Consider the following 18,773-nt stretch of genomic DNA (forward strand, 5'->3'; position numbering starts at 1 on the left):
TGGCCCCGTGACCACCGCCTCGCCGCCGCATCCGATGACACCGCATCGACGCGGGTTCCTCATCGCCTGGCTGACGGTCGTGGCCGTCGTCGTGGTCGTCATCGCGTTCTTCGTCTTCGCCGGCCTCTACGCCGACGTGCTCTGGTACCAGCAGCTCGGGTTCTCGGGGGTGCTCTTCACCGAGTGGGGCTGGGGCATCGGCATGTTCTTCGTCGGCGTGCTCGGCATGGGGGTGCCCCTCTGGTTGTCCATCAACCTCGCGCACCGGCTCCGACCGGTCTACGCGAAGCTGAGCGCGCAGCTCGACCGCTACCAGCAGGTCGTCGAACCGCTCCGGCGCTTCGCGATGTGGGTCGTCCCCATCGTCTTCGGCCTCTTCGCCGGCATCGCGTCGAGCGTGCGCTGGCAGCAGGCGGCGATGTTCGTCAACGCGACCCCGGTCGGCGTCAAGGACCCGCAGTTCGGCATCGACGACGGCTTCTACATGTTCACGCTGCCGTTCCTGCACTCGATCGTGGCGTTCGCGTCGGCGGTGCTCATCATCTGCTTCCTCGCGACCATCGCGGTGGCGTACCTCTACGGCTCCATCCGGGTGAACGGGCGCGACGTGCGCATTGCGAAGTCGGCGCGCATCCAGATCGCCGTCATCGCAGCGGTCTACCTGCTCGTCCAGGCCGGCAGCGTCTGGCTCGACCGGTATTCGACGGTGACGGATTCCAACGTCAACGGCCTCATCTCGGGTGCCGCCTATGCCGATGTCAACGCCACCGTCCCCGCGCGCACGATCCTCGCGGGCGTCGCCGTGTTCGTCGCGGCCCTCTTCGTCGTCGCCGCGGTGATCGGGCGCTGGCGCTACCCGCTCATCGGGGTCGGCCTGCTCATCGTGGCGGCCCTCGTCATCGGAACCATCTACCCGTGGGCGATTCAGAAGCTGCAGGTGGCGCCGAGCGCGCAGACGCTGGAGACGCCGTACATTCAGAAGGCGATCACGGCGACCCGCGCCGCGTACGGGGTCTCCGACGTCACGGAATCCACGTACCAGGCCCGGACGACCGCGTCGCCCGGGGCGCTGCGGACCGACGCGCAGACGACGGCGAGCATCCGCATCATCGACCCGACAGTGGTGAGCCCGGCGTTCGGGCAGCTGCAGCAGTACAAGCAGTACTACCAGTTCCCCGACGTGCTCGACGTCGACCGGTACTCGATCGCGGGCAAGGTGCAGGACACCGTCACCGCGGTGCGCTCCATCGACCAGAGCGCCCTCGGCGACTCGCAGAACTGGTTCAACGACACCCTCGTCTACACGCACGGGTACGGCCTCGTCGCGGCGGCGGGCAATTCGCGGCAGCCCGACGGCAAGCCGGTGTTCCTCGAGGGCGGCATTCCGACGGCGGGCACGCTGCCGACCTACGAACCGCGCGTCTACTTCGGCGAGAACATGCCCGCCTACTCGATCGTCGGCGCGGCGGCGGGTTCGCCGCCCATCGAGCTCGACTATCCCGCGGGCGGCAACGGCGCGCAGGCGACCTACAACACCTACAGCGGCAACGGCGGCCCGAAGCTCGACAGCTTCCTCAACCGGCTGGCCTACGCGCTGAAGTTCCAGAGCGAGCAGATCCTGCTGTCCACGTCGGTGAATGCCGACTCCCAGATCCTCTACGACCGCGCCCCGGCCCAGCGGGTGCAGAAGGTCGCGCCGTACCTCACGCTCGACTCCAACCCGTATCCGTCGATCGTCGACGGTCGCCTGGTCTGGCTGATCGACGGATTCACGACGAGCAACGACTACCCGTACTCGATGCGCTCCAGCTACTCGGCCGACATCGCCGATTCGGAGACGCTGCCGCAGCAGTACCCGGTGGACTCGATCAACTACGTCCGCAATTCGGTGAAGGCGACGGTCGACGCCTACACCGGCGCGGTGACGCTCTACGCCTGGGACCCGAACGATCCGGTGCTGCAGACCTGGGAGAAGGTGTTCCCGACGACGGTGAAGCCGCTCTCCGACATGAGCGGGGATCTCATGTCGCACGTGCGCTACCCCGAGGACCTCTTCAAGACGCAGCGCGCGATCCTCGCGAACTACCACGTCACCGACCCGGGGCAGTTCTTCCTCGGCGAGGACACCTGGAAGGTCCCGGACGATCCGCGCACGGTCGACTCGTCGAGCCTGCAGCCGCCCTACTACCTCACGATGCAGGTGCCCGGCCAGAAGTCGCCAACCTACTCGCTGTATTCGACGTACATCCCCGCCTCCTCGGCCGGGTCGACGAGCCGCAGCGTCCTCAAGGGCTATCTCGCCGTCGACTCCGACGCCGGGACGACGGCCGGCACCGTCGCACCCGACTACGGCACGCTGCGCCTGCTCGACGTGCCGGCCGAGGACAACGTGCCGGGGCCCGGGCAGGTGCAGGCGAACTTCGAGAACGACTCCACGATCTCGAGCCAGCTCAACGTGCTGCGGGTGGGCGGCGCCACCGCCGTCGTCTACGGCAACCTGCTGACGATTCCGGTCGGCGGGGGATTGCTCTATGTCGAGCCCGTCTACGTGCAGTCGAAGGGCACGACGAGCTTCCCGCAGCTGCAGGAGGTCATGGTCGCCTTCGGCGAGAACATCGCCATGGAGCCGACCCTGGATGCCGCCCTCGACAAGCTCTTCGGGGGGAACTCCGGCGCGAGCGCGGGCGACCAGGGCGTGGCGAAGCCGGGGACGACCTCGCCGGGGACCACGACGCCGGGCACGACGGCCCCGACCGGTTCCAATGCGGCGCTGCAGAAGGCGCTCGCCGCGGCGCAGCAGGCGTTCTCCGATGCGCAGGCGGCGCTCAAGAACGGCGATTGGACGGCGTACGGCAACGCGCAGGCGGCGCTGCAGGCGGCGATCCAGGCTGCGGTGGCCGCCGAGAACTCCGGCAAGTGAGCCGGTTCCTGCTCATCGGCGTCGACGGCGTCCGGTACGACACGCTGCTGGCGACCGCGACGCCCAACATCGACGCGGTGGCGGCATCGGGGTTCCTGACGGCGGCGCAGATCCCGCCGGTCAACCCGACGATGTCGGCGGCGCAGTGGGCGACGATCTTCACGGGCGTGTGGGCCGATCGGCACGGCATCCGGCGCAACTGGCTGCGGTCGCGTCGACTCGCCCGGCATCCGGGCTTCCTGGAGGCGGTCCAGCTCGACCGGCCGGACGAGCGGGTCTACGCCGCCGCGAGTTGGCCGGTCATCGGTTTGCGCGCAGGTGCGGGGCCGCTGCTCGCCGGGCCGGTCTACGTGCCCAGGCGCCGGGTCGCGAGTCTCGAGTCCTGGGTCGAGGCCGACGAGGCGGTCGTCGCCGATGCCGAGCGGGCGCTCGCCGCGGGCGATGTGGCCGCGGCGTTCGTCTACCTCGGCCAGGTCGACATGGCCGGGCACTGGCACGGGGTGGGGCAACGCTACGGGCACGCGCTCGAGGACGTCGACGCCCTCGTCGGCCGGCTGCTCGCCGCGCTGAGCCCGCGCGAGGAGTGGACCGTGCTCATCACGACCGACCACGGCCACCGCGACGGCCGCGGCGGGCACGGCGGCCGCACCCCGGCCGAGACGACGGTGTGGTTCGCCGGCGACCGGCGCGTGGCGGGGTGGGACTCGCTCGACTCCTCGCGCGTCAAGGACTACGCGCTGGCCGCCCTGCGGTGAGGGTCGCCCTGCGCTGAAGGCCGCTGCCGCTGCCGCTGCCGCTGCCGCTGCCGCTGCCGACCGGCAATGCCGTCGCCGACGCTCGAGCAGGCGAGGTGCGGCCCGGTGCGCGCGCCTCGAGCGCGCCCTCAGCCGGTCTGCAGCAGGTCGCCGAGCGCGCCCGACTTGCTGCGCAGCTCGATCACCTCGCCCGTCGAGGCGCGGTGCAGTCGGTAGACGCCGTGATTGTCGCGCTCGATCCGCGAGTCGGAGTTGTGAAGCGACAGGTGGTGGAACCGGCACAGCAGGATGCCGTCGTCGACGCTCGTGCCGCCGCCCTCGGACCAAGGGATGATGTGGTGCGCTTCGCACTGCGAAGGCGGCCGGTCGCACCCCGGAGACATGCAGCCGCCGTCGCGGGCGGCGAGCGCGATGCGCTGGCTCGCCGCGAAGAGCCGTCGCGATCTGCCGACATCGAGCGCTCGCCCGCTTTCGTCGAAGAGCACGGGGACGAACCGGCCCGAGCAGAGGTGGCGCAGCACGGCCCGGGCGCCAATCGGGTGAGTCTGGCCCTCGATGTGAGCGATGCCCGCGCCGGTGTCCGTCACCGCCCGCTGAAGCTCGCCACGGGTGACAAGGATGCGCACCTCGGCCGAGACCTCGGCGGGCATCACCGTGCCGTCGGTGCCGACGCCGGCGGCGAACAGGGCCAGAAAAATGTCGAAGGCGTGCTGCTCGCGCGAGCGGGAGTCGGCGGAGAGCTCGTCGGCGGCAGCGCGCGCGCCTGCTTCGACGAAGCGCGGGCCGCCGAGGCGGGGCGAGAGGGCGGCGTCGATTGCGCTGTCGATGACCGCCGCCGACTCGGGGTCGGCCACGATCGTGTATTGAGTCATGCCATCGCCGCGCCGCAACGATCGGAAGGAGCGCGCAGCGAGCCGCTCGAGTCGCTGCTCTTCGATCGCCGCCGCGTCGAGCCGCGCGCGGACTCGCCGGGCCTCCCTGCGCAGTTCCTCGGCGGTGAGGCCGAACCGGAAAGCGCCGTCGACCAGGACGCGTGCGGCATCGGCCCAGCGTGCGCAGTCATCGACGGTCGGCGGGCTGCCGGCCGGACCGCCGGACGGGGCGCCGAGTTCGGAGCGCACCGCGTCGACCTGGGCGAGCGTCAGCGCGCCTGACCGCAGAGCGTCGGCGAGCACGGCGCCCCACGAGGCGGTCGGGCCGGTCGGCCCCATCGCATCGGCCGACTCGGCACCGGGTGCGTCGCTCAGTTCGAATCCGCCGGCGCCCGCGAGCAGTTCGCCGGTCGCGACGAGCCGACGCGCTTCGCCGATCGTCGACCCGGTGAGGGACTGGACGAATTTCGACGCTTCGGAGTAGCCGTTGCGCTGCGCCAGGCCGGAGTGGCCGAGTGTGCGCGCCGAGCGCGCAGCGATCTGGGCCGCCGCGGTCGCCCCGGCCTTGGCCCATACGGTCTCGCCCGCGGCGATGACGCGCTGCAGCTCGATGAGTGCGTCGTCGGCAAGCCCGGCCACCGTCTCAGCGCTTGGCAGCGCAGCCGACGCGCTCGCGACCAGAGCGGTCACGGCGTCGAGGATGCCACTGGATTTCATAGAACAAAAATACGACTAACTACCGACATTGGGGACGTGAAAAGCTGATGTTGATAGAATATAGATCCTATATCCTCTTGTGGAGGAAGACTTCCCGCGATGAGGCGCCTCGCCTCGCCTCGATCGCCCGACTTCGCCCGACGCGCCTCGGAGCGCGAGCTCAGCCGAAGAGCGCGATGAGCGCGGCCGGCGCCCGATAGGCCGGGCCGCCCTGCGGGTAGACGCGCCGGCAGCCGTCGAGCTCGACCCAGTAGAAGGGGCCGCCCCCGTTCGGGTCGGCGGACTGCAGGATGCCGAACTCGGTCGCCCGCGTCGTGCACGGCGGTGCCGAGGCACCCCTCGTCGCGAGGCTCCACGCCGTCGAGACGTCGTCGCCGCTGAGGACGCGACCGGATTCGAAGACCCCGGCGCCGTCATCCTGCGACCAGCCGGACACGCGGTAGCGGCACACTTCCGCCGTGCTCGCCGCCGAGACGCTGTCACCCGGCGCGGGCGGGTATGCGGACGGCGGCATGAGCTTCCAGCCCGTCGCGCACGTCGAGTCGATGGCGGCCTTCGGCGTGACGAGCTGCACCTTGACTACGCTGAGATCGGTCGCCGACAGCGCCGCCAGCGCGATGCCCGGATCTTTCTTCGAGAAGCCGCACCCGTCCTTCGGATAGCGGACCCAGATCGCCGCGCCGCTCGCATCGACGAGCCAGAGGGCGGGCGGGAGCTCCGCCATGGCGGGGCACGCCGCACCGACCGGCGGCACGTCATCAGATTCGTGCAGGGCGGCGATCAGTGCGCCGAGGTCACCGGTGTACCGGGTCTCCTTGATCGCGGACCACTGGCCGGCGGAATCCGTCACCGACGTCATGCTGCACATCACCGCGGCGACGGGGCCGAACCCTGGCGGCATCGTGCCGGGCGCGGCGGTCGGCGCCGGGCCGGCCTGGCCGAGGACCTGCCAGAGCGAGGCAGTGCAGTCGACCGCGCTCTGCACCTGCGCCACGGGAGGCGGTGTGGGACTGCTCGGCGCTCCGCTCGGCGAAGCGCACCCCGCCACGACCACGACGACAAGTGCCGCGACGGTCGCGGCGACGATCCGAGTCCGCCTCATCACGCGGGCAGCTTAGACCGCCTGACCGCGAATCCCAGCGGAACCAGCGCACCCCGATGGCGGCCGCCGGCATCGTGCCGACGCCATTGAGCCGAACAGGCCGAAGATCTCGCCGTGCTCGATGGCGAGCGTGAGATCGTCGACCGCGGTGCGCGCATCGCAGCGGACGGTCGATCCCGCGATCTCGACGTCAGAGCGCGGGCTGCTGCTGGGTGATGCAGTGGATTCCGCCGCCTCGGGCGAAGAGCGGCCGGGCGTCGAGGGGCACGATGCGGCGTCCGGGGTACTGCTCGGCGAGGATTCCGGCGGCGCGGTCGTCGGCGGCCCGGTCACCGAAGGCGCAGGCGATGACCCCGTCGTTGACCACGACATGGTTGACGTAGTTGTAGTCGACGAAGCCCTCGGAATCCCGCAGGATCGGCGGAGCCGGGAGCTCGACGACCTCGAACGGCCGGCCGGCGGCGTCCGACCGCGTGGCCAGGAGGTCGCGGTTGGCCGCGGTGACCGGGAAGTCGGGATGGCCGGGGTCGGTCTGCACGTGCACGAGCACCCGCCCGGGTGCGGCGAACGTCGCGAGCATGTCGACATGGCCGCGGGTGCCGAAGTCCTCGTAGTCGCGGGTCAGCCCGCGCTCGAGCCACAGCACGTTCGGCGTGCCGAGGGTGCGCTCGAGCTCGGCGTCGACCCGGGTGCGGGTCCAGCCGGGATTGCGGTGCGGGTCGAGCTGCACGGTCTTCGTCACCAGCACGGTGCCCTCGCCGTCGACGTGGATCGCCCCGCCCTCGTTGACCAGGTCGGACGTTACGACCGGAACGCCCGCCGCCTCGGCGACAAACCGGGCGATGCGGGAATCCTTTCGCCACGTCGACCACGCCGGCGCTCCCCAGCCGTTGAACACCCAGTCGACCGCGGCGAGTGCACCGCTCTCGGCGTCGCGCACGAACGTCGGCCCGATGTCGCGCATCCAGGCGTCGTCGAGCGGGGCGACGAGAACCTCGATCTGGCGGCTGAGCCGCTTCGTCGCCGCGGCGAGCTGCGACGGGTCGACGACCGTCGTCACCGGCTCGAACTCGCTCGCGATGTTCGCGACATCCGACCACATGGCGTAGGCCTCCGCCGCCTCGGCATCCGTCTCGCCCAGCGTGTAGCCGGCGACGGGGAAGGCCATCCAGAGCCGCTCGTGCCGGTCCGTCTCGGGCGGCATCCGATACGTCGGAGCGGTCCGGGCCGCGACGGCGCGCTCCTCGGCCGCGCGCTCTTCGTCCTCGGTCACAGGAGTCCCGCATAGGTGTCGGGGCGGCGCGTCGCGAAGAACGGGAACAGTGTCAGCCATTCGGCGCGCGAGCGCAGGTCGAGATCGGCGACGAGCACGGCGGCCTCGTCGCGCGGTGCCTGCGCGAGCACGCGCCCGAACGGGTCGGAGATGAACGACGAGCCGTAGAAGGTGATGCCGCCCTCGTCGCCGAAGCGGTTCGGCACGACCATGAACAGGCCGTTCGCGATGCCGCCTGCGACGATGACCTGCCGCCAGAGGGGTTCCGTGTCGAAGCGGGGGAAGTCGGGCTCGGAGCCGATCGCGGTGGGGTAGACGAGCACGTCGGCGCCGGCGAGGCCGTAGCTGCGGCTCACCTCGGGGAACCACTCGTCCCAGCAGGTGGGCAGGCCGAGCTTCGCGCCGCCGAGCGCCTCGACGGGGTAGACCGGATACGGGTCGATCGCGGGGCCGGGCCGGAAGTAGGTGTCCTCGTAGTAGCCGGCGGTGACGGGGATGTGCGTCTTGCGGGTGCGACCGAGGAGCTCTCCGGCCGGCGACACGAGGATGGCGGTGTTGTAGCCTCGCGGGTCGTGCGGCTCGTCGTCGGGGGCCGGCTTCTCGAAGAGGCTCGCGTGCACGACGATGCCGTGCAGTTTCGCCTGGGCGGCGGCGAAGGCGAAGGTGGGGCCGGCGACGAGGTCTTCCGCATCGTGCTTGGGGGCGCCGGATGCCCGCACGTTCGCCGGGTACTTCGACAGCGTCAGCTCGGCGAGAAAGACGGCCTGCGCGCCCGCGGCCGCGGCGGCGGCGATCCCCTCGGCGAGCTCCGCCTGCAGGGCGCCGGGGTCGGGCAGCCAGCGGTGCTGGACCAGGGCGACGCGCACGCTCGGGCGGGGCGCGTCATCCGCTTTGAGGTAGGGCTCGAGTGCGGCCGCGGTGATGACCTGCATGCCGCGATGCTCTCATACCCCGACGGCGCCGTCCCACCGGGCGGCACGCCCGCCGCCTGCCCGCGGGAGAGGATGGCCCGGTGTCCGACTGGCTGATCCCGTGGAATCCGTCGACCGTCGACGTGGCTGCCGCCTACGCCGCGCAGGTCACCGGCCTGCACTGAGTCGTACGGCCCTGGGTCCGTACGGCCCTGGGTCGTCCGATCCTGTGCCGTACGGCCCTGGGTCGCGGCTCAGGCCTCGTCGGCGGGCGCGGGCTGCTGCTGCGCGAGCTCGCGGTGGGCTTGCCAGTTGATCACGACGATCCCGACCACGGCGACGAGGGCGGCCACGACCGCGATGGAGATCCACCGGCCGACGTCGCCGACTTCGAGCCAGTTGCTCGAGTGCGGCACGACGATGACGGCGAAGGCGGTCGCGGTGACGAGTGAGAGCCCCACCCAGTGGCTGCGGGCGTGCGCCCAGAGCCCGCCGCCGAGCAGCGCCGGGAGCGGGATGAGATCGGTGAAGAGACCGAAGATGCCGCCGACCGCCATGAGCACGAGCGCGTCATGCCAGAGCAGCGTCTGCCAGCTTCCCTCAGCGGGCACGGCCGCGAGCGCGAACCACGCGCCGACGGCGAGCCCGATCGCCAGCCAGCCGCGCAGCGCCTCGACCCGCATGGCGTGACGCGGGGGCGTGTCGTCGTGGTGGTGGAGCAGGATGGTGGACGGCTCGAGCAATCCCGGCACGAACTGCACCATATGCGAGATGGCGAGCCCGAGCAGGCCGATGACGAGTCCCCAGCCGGACGCGAACGCGGTCATCCGGACGCCCCAGAAGATCCGGCCGAGCACCGCAGCGAGCGCGCGGGTGAGCAGATTCGTGGCGACGACCGCGATGAGGACGGAGCCGAGCATGCGAACGGCGACGGCGGATCCCTGCTGCGATGGCTCGACGAGCCACATGATGACGGCGGTGAGGACGACGCTGACGAGCAGCGTCAGCACTCGCGGACCCTCGACCAGGCCGACCAGCCCGCGCAACCGTCGCGCCAGGCCGGGATGCCGCTTGGCCGTGCTCTCGGACCAGTGCAGGTAGCGGTGCCGCAGCGCCTCGCCCAGGGTGCGCACGACGAAGACGAGCAGCAGGATCCACACCAGCCCGGCGGCGGCCTCGAAGGCGAGGTGCTCGGGGTGCAGGGCGATGTCGGAGGCGACATTCTGCACGCTCGGCAGCTTCGCCGTCACCGCGCTCGGCGGCGCGTTGCCGCCTGTCGGCGGGGTGACGATGGCGGGCGCGGGAGTCGGCGTCGGTGTCGCGCTCGGCGGCGCGGGGGTCGGCGTCGGGGAGGGGGTCGGCGTCGGGGTGGCGGATGGCGCTGGAGCGATGACCACCGCCGCTGCCGGGGTGACCGACGGCGCAGGCGATACGACGGGCTTCGGGCCCGGAGCGGGTTTCGGAGTCGGGCTTGGGCTGGGCGTCGGGCTTGGCGTCGGCGCGGGTGCTGGTACGGGAATTGCCGTCCACTTCGCGTAGAGGGTCGTGTCGGCGGTGATCGATGTGTTTTCGAAGTCGAAGGGCGTGGTGAAGGCGCTGTCGGTGTACCAGCGGCCGAAGGTGTAGCCGGTCTCGGTGGGGTCGGGCGGGGCTGTCGCGTGGTCGCGGTATTCGATGGACTCGCCGGGGATGGCGGTGCCGTGCTCGCCGAGATCGAACGTCACCGGGTAGTGGTTGGTCGTCCACTGGGCGTAGAGGGTCAGGGGGCCGGTCACGGTTGGGGTGAAGTCGAAGGGCGTGGTGAGGGCGCTGTCGGTGTACCAGCCGCCGAAGGTGTAGCCGGTCTCGGTGGGGGCGGTCGGGGTTGTTGCGTGGTGGTCGTATTCGACGGATTCGCCGGTGATCGGTGCGCCGTGGCCTTTGAGGTCGAACGTCACCGGGTAGTGGTTGGTCGTCCACTGGGCGTAGGCGGTCGTGTCGGCGGTGATCGGTGTGCCGAAGTTGAACTGTGTCGTGAAGGAGGAGTCCGTGTACCAGTCGCCGAACGTGTGGTGAGCGAGTGTAGGGGTACGGGCCGGCGCGGCGGTATTCGCCGACTGGGCGACGAACTCCGGGTCGATCCGGTCGCCGCCGCCGGTGTCGAAGCTCAGCACGTGACCGAAGGCGATCGTGAAATAGCCGGGCCACGATGCCGAGGTGAAGTGCTGCGCCGCATCGGGCAGAACGCTGATTGTCGCTCCGGCCGCGGCCCCGACGCCAAATCCGACGCTGCCGCCGTTTGCGGCGACCGTGCCGAATGGAGTGCCGTGGATGGCGAGGGTTCCGCCGCCGTTGGAGAGGTTAGCGCTGCTCCAGCCGCCGCCGATGCCGGTGCCGAAGTCGTCGCCGCCGACAGCGGTCACCGTTCCGCCGGTGATCGTGACGTCGCCGCCGGGATAGTTCGCGCCGCCGATGCCCGCGGCCTGATATCCGCCGTACGCTGTGATGGTTCCGCCGGTGATGGTGATGGACGCGCCGGCATCCGAGGTCGCGCCGGGCGCACCGATCCCGGCGCCGCCGTTGTTGATGCCTGTCCCCCCGCCGCGCGCTATGAGGTGTCCGCTGTGTGCGGCACTGGTGTCCTCGATGGTGAGGGCGGTCCCGGCGCCGACGACGCGAATGCCCGCCGCATAGTAGGTGGTGGAGGCGTCGACGTTCAGCGTGTGGCCGTTGAGGTCGAGCGTGACGCTGCCGTGACACGGCACGGCGAGGCTCTGGCCGGCGACGCCGGTGATGTCCTGCGCCAGAGTGATCGGGCTGCTTGGGGCGTGACTGAAGGCGTCCTGCAGGCCGCTCCACGTCGAGACGTTCGTATCCGCGTACGCGCGCGGCGTCGCGAAGGCGAACTGCATCGCGGCGAGCCCGAGCGCGAGCAGGCCGGCTGAGGCGGCGCGGGTCAGCCGCCGCCGACGAGAAGTCAGCACGTGAGGAAATCTACGGCATGGCGAGGCGTTCGCAACACATCGAATGTTTCGCAACGCCGGCAGGGCCGGCGCTCATTCGCCGAAGAGGTACCGCTCGATCGTCGGTGCGATGAGGGCGACGAGATCGTCGACGGATGCCGAGGCGAGCGGTTCGACGGCGAACACGAAGCGCGCGACGAAGAGCCCGAGCAGCTGCGTCGAGACGAGGTCGGCGCGCAACGCGGGGTCCGGGCCCGCGGCGATCGCGGCGAACCGGGCATTGACCTCGCTCGAGACGAAGGCCCGCGCGAGGTGCGCCATCTCGTTGGTGCCGATCGCCGCCCGCAGCAGCGCGGTCATCTGCTCGCGCTGAGCCGGGTCTTCGTAGAGCGAGAGCACGAACCGCAGGTAGTCGCCGACGAGGGTTTCCCGGGGCCCGTCGAGGATCGCGAGGAAGGCCGGGTCGACCGTTCCGTCCGCACCGAGCACCGTGCTGAAGAGCTCGCTCTTGTCGCCGAAGTAGTGGTGCACGAGCGCCGGGTCGACCTGGGCGTGGCGGGCGATGCCGCGCAGGGACGTGCCGTCGTAGCCGTGCTCGGCGAACTCCTCGAGGGCCGCGCGCAGGATGACCGCCCGGTTGTCGACCTGCTCGGCGGCGGGAGGCCGCCCACGACGGTGCGCGACGACCTCGGTCATGCGCCCCACCCTAGCGACGGGTTCTGCGAGCCCGCCGAGCCCTCGCTGAGCACGGCGCTCTGGGCGCTGAGGGGCAACTCCCAGGGTGCACGTCGCTCAGCGATATATCGTGATATGTCGTCGGGGTCCACTGGGGCCTCAAAGACCAAGGAGGTCGTCATGAGCAGTTCATTCCCAGGCGGGGGCTTCGGATCCCACGGCTTCGGCGGTGGGCGTGCCGGTTCCGGTCAGCCGCTGGCCGACGCGTTCGATCAGCTGCGCGCGAAGTTCGAGCACCGCGCCGGACCGCGGATGGCGCGCGGCGACGTGCGCGCCGCGGTTCTCGCGCTCCTCGCGGAGAAGCCGATGCACGGATACCAGATCATCGCCGAGATCGAGCAGCGCAGCGGCGGCGCGTGGAAGCCGAGCGCGGGTTCGGTCTACCCGACGCTGCAGCTCCTCGCCGACGAAGGCCTCATCAGTGCGGCCGAAGGGGACGGCCGGAAGACCTACTCGCTCACCGAGGCGGGGCAGGCCGAGGCGGACGCCTCCGCCGACCGCGCCGCGCCGTGGGAGGCCTCCGGCCCGCGCGACCTACCCGGCATGGGCGCGCTGCCCAAGGCCGCCATGGAGCTCGCGCAGGCCGCCGCGCAGCTCAGGCGCACCGGCACGCCCGAGCAGGTGAAACAGGCGGTGACGGTGCTCGACGAGACCCGTCGCAAGCTCTATTCGATCCTCGCCCAGGACTGATCGGATGCCACCGGCACCCGGCCCTGACGAGGGTCCGATGCCCGACGCCGGGGACGGGCGCGCCCGCTACCGTCGCATCCTGTGGTTCGCGGGGCGCTACATCATGCAGAGCTGGTGGTACGAGGTCATCCTGCCGCGCATCGGGTTGGCGCGCTTCGCGGCGCGCGGGCGCACGGCGCGGCTGGTCCGCGTCGCGCAGCGCTTCCGCGTGCTCGCCGTCGACCTCGGCGGCCTGATGATCAAGGTCGGGCAGTTCCTGTCGTCCCGGCTCGACGTGCTGCCTCCCGAGATCACGGCGGAGCTCGCCGGCCTCCAGGATGAGGTGCCGGCTGCCCCCTTCCCGGCGATCCGGCAGCTCGCCGAGGCCGAGCTGATGGTGCCGCTCGAGCGAGCGTACGCATCGTTCGTCGAGGCACCGGTGGCTGCGGCATCCCTCGGTCAGGCGCACAGCGCTCGCCTTGCCGCGGCGGATGCCGCCGACAATGGCTTCGACCAGGTCATCGTGAAGGTGCAGCGGCCCGGCATCCGGGCGATCGTCGAGGTCGACCTCTCGGCCCTCCGCCGGGTCGCCGAATGGCTGGTCCGGCTGCGCGTAGGGGCCGGCCACGTCGACCCCCGCGCCCTGCTCGCCGAGTTCACGGCGACGAGCCTGGAAGAGATCGACTACCTCCACGAGGCGGCGGGCGCCGAGCGATTCCGGGAGATGTTCGCGGATGACCCTCGCGTCGCCGTGCCCGACGTCGTGTGGGAGCGCACGACTCGCCGCGTGCTCACGCTGTCGGATGCCACCGCCATCAAGATCGACGATGTCCCCGGGCTGCGCTCGGCGGGCATCGACCCGTCCGAGGTGGCGGCGGCCTTCGCCGACGTGATGCTCGAGCAGTTCTTCAGGTTCGGCTACTTCCACGCCGATCCCCACCCTGGCAACATCTTCGTGGCGCCCGTCGCGGGCTCCCGCAGCGGCGAGGCCGCACGCCCCGCCTGGCGGTTCAACTTCATCGACTTCGGCATGATGGGCGAGGTCCCCGACACGATGCGCGACGGCCTGCGCCGGCTGCTCCTCGCGGTCGCCTCGCGCGACGGGCACGGCCTCGTCGCCAGCATCCAGGATGTCGGGTTCCTGCTGCCCACCGCCGACACAGTCGAGCTGGAACGGGCGATGGTCCAGCTCTTCGACCGGTTCGGCGGTATGGGGTTCGCGCAGCTGCGGACGGTCGATCAGCGCGAGTTCCGCGAATTCGGAAAGGAGCTCACCGCGGTGGTGCGCTCGCTGCCGTTCCAGGTGCCCGAGAACTTCATCCTGCTGTTCCGTTCGATGTCGGTGACGTCAGGGGTGTGCAGCTCGATCAACCCCGAGTTCAACATGTGGGACGCGGTCGAGCCCTACGCGGCGCGGCTGCTGCGTGAGGAAGGCGGCAACACCATCGTGGCCGCCGCGAGGGAGGCGGTGTCGATGGCGGGGATCGCCCTGCGCCTGCCGCAGCGGATCGACGCGCTCGTCACCCGCGTCAACGACGGCGCGGTCACATTCGCGAGCCCCGGGATCGATCGCCGCCTCATTCGCCTCGAACAGCTCGTCCGCCGCGGCGTCGGGGCGGTGCTGTTCGCCGGATTCCTCATCGGCGGCATTCTGCTCATCCCGCACGCAGCCCCGCTCGGCATCGTGCTGATGTGCGTTTCCGCGCTGCCGCTGGTCTATGCCCTGGTCGGCGGCTCGAGCCGAGAAGAACGGCGACGGTGACGGCGGCTGCCGCACGGGGGCGCGGCGCGGCGTCGCCGCGCTTTCGCTCTTGGGCGCGGTGATCGTCTGCCTCACCTGGCGCGAACGACGACCCTGGCGCGAATGACGACAGGGTCGGATTCTGCATGAGGCGACGCGCGGCACGGTCGACCGGCTCCCGCGTCCGGTACGCCCCTGGACTCGATCGTTGCTCTCACCCCGCGGAGGGCCGGGGTGCGCTCGATGGTGCTGACATCGAGCGTGGTGGTTTCCGCGTCAGATGCTTCAGAGTTCGACGGTCTCGAATTCGAGGAGGTCGGCTCCGCTGGCGACGGGGTTCTGGCCGCCGTGGGGGGAGGCGGCCTGGCCGGTGCGCCAGTTCTGGTAGTCGGCCTCACTGGCCCAGGTGGTGACGACGAAGTAGCGGGACTCGCCGGAGACCGGGCGCAGCAGCTGGAAGCCCTCGAATCCGGTCTGACCGTCTACGGCGTGGGCGCGAGCGCTGAAGCGCTTCTCGATTTCGGCTCCGGCGCCTTCGGGGACGTGGAGGGCGTTGATCTTGACTACGGACATCGCAGTTTCCTTTCAGAGGGCGATTCGGTTCTACACCGTTGAATTGCGTGTCAGCTCTGGGTGTGCGGTGCACGGATGCGTCTGCGCGGGCGGAGGGTGACCCAGCGCAGTTGCGGGATCGAGCCCGCGATGAGCAGACCGATGACCGGGTGCGCAAGCGGGAAGCCGAGCATGACGGCCACTGCACCGAGGACGACAGACAGCGAGGTGAACCTGTCGATTGCCTCCTAGCCGGCTCGATAGAACCGTCAGCGGCAATACCCGATCCGCCCCGAGAAGGCCATACCGCGTGGCTGGGCGAAGGAACGTAGTTGCGGCCCACCGCCGACCCGCTTACCCAGTCGTGTCGGTCTTCTTGGCGATTTCTTGAGATGGTGGGGCTGAAACTTGAGGTAAGGCAGTTGCTGTTTCTCCCACGCCGGGATCGCGCTGGGGAAACAGCACGTGCCGAGTTCGGTGGGGAGGCGTGATGGCGGATCTCGACGATGCTCGACGCAATGCTGCCCACTACGCCCGGGCCCACTTCGGCGGCGCCCACGTTCAGCCGCGCATCGTGGAGGTCTATCGGGTGCCAGGTGGCTTCGTGCCGCCTCCCCGTGAGGTTGCGCACTTGACTCCGGAGCAGGCGCTCGCTTTGCTGAGCGACACCGTGACGATGGTTCGGGTGCGGCTGCGTTTCGGGCGCGAAGCAGTCGTCGTGCTTCGCGACTACCTGGGATGACGAGCGGCTGGTGCGGCTGGACATGCGCTGCTATTCCCCACGAGCAATCGCTATGACGACGGCCGTTCGTTCGCTGACGTCACCCTGTTCGCGGCCGTCTTCCTGGCGTGCCTCGTCGAGGCCGTCGAGGCGACCACCATCGTGGTTGCCGCGGGGGCGACAAGGAACTGGCGCTCCGCGCTGACCGGCGCTATTGCCGCGATCGTCGTGCTGGCCGCCGCAAGCGGCCGGGCATTCAGGCGATCGTCGAGGTCGATCTCGCCGCCCTGCGCCGGGTCGCCGGATGGCTGGTCCGGCTGCGCGTAGGGGCCGGCCACGTCGACCCCCGCGCCCGATGTGGTGTGGGAGCGCACGACTCGCCGCGTGCTCACGCTGTCGGATGCCACCGCCATCACGATCGACGATGTCGCCGGGCTGCGCTCGGCGGGCATCGACCCGTCCGAGGTGGCGGCGGCCTTCGCCGATGTGATGCTCGAGCAGTTCTTCAGGTTCGGCTACTTCCACGCCGATCCCCACCCCGGCAACATCTTCGTGGCGCCCGTCGCGGGCTCCCGCAGCGGCGAGGCCGCACGCCCCGCCTGGCGGTTCGCCTTCATCCGACACGGCCGGGCCGGCTGAGCGTCGGTGGCGGTGGGTACCATGGGCGCATGGTCGATCAGGAGCTTCTCGAGCGGGCGCTGCGCCTCGACGCCGACGCGCGTCGCGAGCTCCGCGACGCGCTCGACGACTCGCTGCCGGTCGAGATCACGCCGGAACTGGCGGCGCTGCTCGACGACCGGCTCGCAGAGGCCACAGCGCACCCGGAAGAGGGCGTCCTCTGGGCGGAAGTCCGCGACCGCATGCGGGCCAAGGTCGCGCAGGCCACGAAGTCCGCGTGACCTACCGGGTCCGCCTCCGCCGCATGGCGGGCGACGACTACGTGCGCGCGATCGACTGGTATCTCTCTGAAGCGCCGCACCAGGTCCACCGGTTTCAGGACGAAGTCGAGGCCGCGATCGCCCGGGTCATCGAGCGCCCGCAACTTCCACCGATCATCTACAGCGGTCTGCGCCACGTCGTTACGCACGTGTTCCCGTACCAGCTCTGGTACCTCGTCATCGAAGACGAGGAACTCATCGACGTCGTCGCCATCGTCCACGAGCGTCAAGACCGTGCTCGACTCGATGGTCGGTTCTGAGCCGGCCTACGTCTCCGAGGCATTGCGCTACGCGGCGGACCTCACCGCCGGCGCGGTCGTCGTCATAGCCGACCGGGACATTCCAGTGCGGCCGCTCCCGATCCTCTGAGTAGCGTTCCGCCGGCCTCCATTCCCCGCTTAGGAACGAGCGCCACACATCGGTCACCTTCGGACGCATCACGCCCACTTGGTCATGACTGCGCCGTTGCCGTTCCAGGCGGTGTTGCGGTCGCCCCTACTGACGATGATCAACGAAGCGTCTCAGCGCGCGCAGGGTCTCACTCACCGATTTGAGGGAGAGGTCGCGAAGGGGCACGCCTGGTCGGGAAGTCCATTCGGACTGGCGAATCTTTGCGATATACGGCGCGATCTCCGCGATCACTTCGAGTTCGTCCAAGAGCTCGTTGACCGCGGCGATCGCGGAGGGTTCGTCAATCAGCTTCTTCGTCCAGTCGATGAAGTTGAGTTCGGCCTTCACCCCGGAGACTGGGTACGTGTACAGGTAGATGGGCGCGGCCTCTGGAACGACGCTCGTCACAAGAGTGAAGTGGCCGGCGGGCGTGCCGCCGCTACCGCCAGTCCAGCGCGCGCCGAGTTCGCGGGAGCCGGCAATGAACTCAACGGTGGCTGCGCTGGCCCCAGGGTCGTGTTCGGCAATCCAGGTCGTGAGTTCGTCAGTCGTCCAAGACTTGGTCGGCGCTCTCGTGATGGCAGCCCGGTCGGGCACGCGCTGCAGCCGCTCGCCATAGATCGTCGGTACCACAAAGGTTAGGTCGTCTTCGAGATAGCGCCGGTACTCGGCGACGACCAACGACAGCTCCAAAGTCAGGCGCTCATTCCAGAAGCTGACAATGTCGTAGAGCAGCGGGTGTACCTCGTCCACGGCGAGTACGAGTCGAAATCGGCCAGCAGACAGACGATCAGCTAGGGGACGAACAACATCCGCAGGCAGCGGAGAGGCTCCGCGCGAAACCCACCGCGCGATGAAGTCAGCGGAGGAAAGCTGCGCCAGCTGCGCGGCATAGTCCAAGACCTGGGCTACGATCTCGCGGCGGATCTCACCGTTGCTCGCGAGCTTGGTCTCGACGATCGTCACGGTCCCGTCCCCGCCAACCACCACCACGTCGACGGGGCCGGAGTCGGTCGGAAACTCCCGACAGGTCGCCGCAGTATCGCTCGCTCCGGGAATCAGGCCGGGGTGTTCAGCCAAGAGAAGTTGAAGCTCGACCTCAGAGGCAAAAGGCAGCCGGACGAGCGGGCGTAGCGGCTCGTCAACTCGACTCACGCGCGGCTCGACCATGAGCCCACGGTACCGGTCGAGAAGTGCAGCACTCGGCACCTAGCTCTGCGGTCCGAGCAGTGGGGGCCGGTCCCATCCGGTTCGAGTTGTCTCCCATGCCGGGGAGGTGCGGAAGACATCCCCACGGCCCCGGCGACAACCGGAAACCGACCCGGAACGACGCGAACAGGGATAGCGCGAGCAAGCCCGAATTGATGGGATCGCGATGGGCCGATCGCATCCGGCCCCAAACAAAAGTCCCGGAACCCTAGGGATTCCGGGACTTTCTTCGTTGCGGGGACAGGATTTGAACCTGCGACCTCTGGGTTATGAGCCCAGCGAGCTACCGAGCTGCTCCACCCCGCGGCACAAGGATCAACTCTAGC

Annotated in this window: 17 protein-coding genes, 1 tRNA gene and 1 pseudogene; 9 read left to right on the plus strand and 10 right to left on the minus strand. The window is 70.0% G+C overall.

Annotation, left to right across the window (positions count from 1 at the left end):
- Positions 1–7: 7 nt before the first annotated feature.
- Together M7D61_RS01640 and M7D61_RS01645 are read left to right on the plus strand one after the other, a co-directional pair.
- On the plus strand, positions 8–2,920 hold the full coding sequence (locus M7D61_RS01640) for a UPF0182 family protein (protein WP_298226936.1): 2,913 nt from the start codon (positions 8–10) through the stop codon (positions 2,918–2,920).
- Positions 2,917–3,675 carry an alkaline phosphatase family protein gene (locus M7D61_RS01645; RefSeq protein WP_298226938.1) on the plus strand — a complete coding sequence of 253 codons (759 nt, stop codon included), beginning with the start codon at positions 2,917–2,919 and terminating at the stop codon, positions 3,673–3,675. Before M7D61_RS01640 ends, M7D61_RS01645 begins: the two co-directional genes overlap by 4 nt.
- Before the next feature lie 128 nt (positions 3,676–3,803).
- Here the strand turns inward: M7D61_RS01645 and M7D61_RS01650 are convergent, their stop codons facing one another.
- The 6 genes from M7D61_RS01650 to M7D61_RS01675 all read right to left on the minus strand — a co-directional run bounded on the left by M7D61_RS01650 (position 3,804) and on the right by M7D61_RS01675 (position 12,188).
- The gene (locus M7D61_RS01650) at positions 3,804–5,264 is read right to left on the minus strand and encodes an HNH endonuclease signature motif containing protein (protein ID WP_298226940.1); all 1,461 of its coding nucleotides are present in this window, start codon (positions 5,262–5,264) and stop codon (positions 3,804–3,806) included.
- A 160-nt stretch (positions 5,265–5,424) separates the two neighbouring features.
- Complete coding sequence (locus M7D61_RS01655; RefSeq protein ID WP_298226942.1) at positions 5,425–6,369, minus strand: hypothetical protein; 945 nt, start codon at positions 6,367–6,369, stop codon at positions 5,425–5,427.
- A 187-nt stretch (positions 6,370–6,556) separates the two neighbouring features.
- Positions 6,557–7,570 carry an agmatine deiminase family protein gene (locus tag M7D61_RS01660; protein ID WP_298226971.1) on the minus strand — a complete coding sequence of 338 codons (1,014 nt, stop codon included), beginning with the start codon at positions 7,568–7,570 and terminating at the stop codon, positions 6,557–6,559.
- Between the two features lie 65 nt (positions 7,571–7,635).
- A complete protein-coding gene (locus tag M7D61_RS01665) occupies positions 7,636–8,571 on the minus strand; it encodes a nitrilase-related carbon-nitrogen hydrolase (RefSeq protein WP_298226944.1) in 936 nt (311 codons plus the stop codon).
- 233 nt (positions 8,572–8,804) lie between these two features.
- Positions 8,805–11,513: an InlB B-repeat-containing protein gene (locus M7D61_RS01670; RefSeq protein WP_298226946.1), complete on the minus strand. Its 2,709-nt coding sequence runs from the start codon at positions 11,511–11,513 to the stop codon at positions 8,805–8,807.
- Between the two features lie 72 nt (positions 11,514–11,585).
- Positions 11,586–12,188: a TetR family transcriptional regulator gene (locus tag M7D61_RS01675; RefSeq protein WP_298226948.1), complete on the minus strand. Its 603-nt coding sequence runs from the start codon at positions 12,186–12,188 to the stop codon at positions 11,586–11,588.
- Between the two features lie 159 nt (positions 12,189–12,347).
- On the opposite strand from M7D61_RS01675, the gene M7D61_RS01680 reads away from it, so the two are divergent.
- Both M7D61_RS01680 and M7D61_RS01685 read left to right on the plus strand, forming a co-directional pair.
- Positions 12,348–12,917, plus strand: coding sequence for a PadR family transcriptional regulator (locus tag M7D61_RS01680; protein ID WP_298226949.1), 570 nt, complete (start codon positions 12,348–12,350; stop codon positions 12,915–12,917).
- Positions 12,918–12,954: 37 nt separating this feature from the next.
- Positions 12,955–14,658, plus strand: a complete 1,704-nt coding sequence (locus M7D61_RS01685; RefSeq protein ID WP_298226951.1) for an AarF/UbiB family protein — start codon at positions 12,955–12,957, stop codon at positions 14,656–14,658.
- Positions 14,659–14,922: 264 nt separating this feature from the next.
- Here M7D61_RS01685 and M7D61_RS01690 read toward each other — a convergent pair whose 3' ends face one another.
- Entirely contained in the window at positions 14,923–15,210 is a 288-nt protein-coding gene (locus M7D61_RS01690) for an antibiotic biosynthesis monooxygenase (RefSeq protein WP_298226953.1), read from the minus strand.
- A gap of 50 nt (positions 15,211–15,260) precedes the next feature.
- Complete coding sequence (locus tag M7D61_RS01695; RefSeq protein WP_366083706.1) at positions 15,261–15,383, minus strand: hypothetical protein; 123 nt, start codon at positions 15,381–15,383, stop codon at positions 15,261–15,263.
- Positions 15,384–15,679: 296 nt separating this feature from the next.
- On the opposite strand from M7D61_RS01695, the gene M7D61_RS01700 reads away from it, so the two are divergent.
- From M7D61_RS01700 to M7D61_RS01720, 5 genes and pseudogenes are all read left to right on the plus strand, one after another.
- The gene (locus tag M7D61_RS01700; protein WP_298226955.1) at positions 15,680–15,931 is read left to right on the plus strand and encodes a hypothetical protein; all 252 of its coding nucleotides are present in this window, start codon (positions 15,680–15,682) and stop codon (positions 15,929–15,931) included.
- Between the two features lie 215 nt (positions 15,932–16,146).
- Positions 16,147–16,483 (plus strand): annotated as a pseudogene (locus M7D61_RS01705) (AarF/UbiB family protein); the annotation flags it as partial.
- A 95-nt stretch (positions 16,484–16,578) separates the two neighbouring features.
- Positions 16,579–16,809, plus strand: a complete 231-nt coding sequence (locus M7D61_RS01710) for a hypothetical protein (protein WP_298226957.1) — start codon at positions 16,579–16,581, stop codon at positions 16,807–16,809.
- Positions 16,806–17,108, plus strand: coding sequence for a type II toxin-antitoxin system RelE/ParE family toxin (locus M7D61_RS01715; RefSeq protein WP_298226959.1), 303 nt, complete (start codon positions 16,806–16,808; stop codon positions 17,106–17,108). Before M7D61_RS01710 ends, M7D61_RS01715 begins: the two co-directional genes overlap by 4 nt.
- Positions 17,083–17,217 (plus strand): hypothetical protein, encoded by a 135-nt coding sequence (locus M7D61_RS01720; RefSeq protein ID WP_298226961.1) that lies wholly within the window; start codon positions 17,083–17,085, stop codon positions 17,215–17,217. Before M7D61_RS01715 ends, M7D61_RS01720 begins: the two co-directional genes overlap by 26 nt.
- 126 nt (positions 17,218–17,343) lie before the next feature.
- Here the strand turns inward: M7D61_RS01720 and M7D61_RS01725 are convergent, their stop codons facing one another.
- The gene (locus M7D61_RS01725; RefSeq protein WP_298226963.1) at positions 17,344–18,408 is read right to left on the minus strand and encodes a hypothetical protein; all 1,065 of its coding nucleotides are present in this window, start codon (positions 18,406–18,408) and stop codon (positions 17,344–17,346) included.
- A gap of 271 nt (positions 18,409–18,679) precedes the next feature.
- Positions 18,680–18,753: transfer RNA gene (locus tag M7D61_RS01730), tRNA-Met, on the minus strand.
- Positions 18,754–18,773 lie beyond the last annotated feature (20 nt).

Source organism: Gryllotalpicola sp. (assembly GCF_027352875.1).
Classification (GTDB): Bacteria; Actinomycetota; Actinomycetes; order Actinomycetales; family Microbacteriaceae; genus Gryllotalpicola.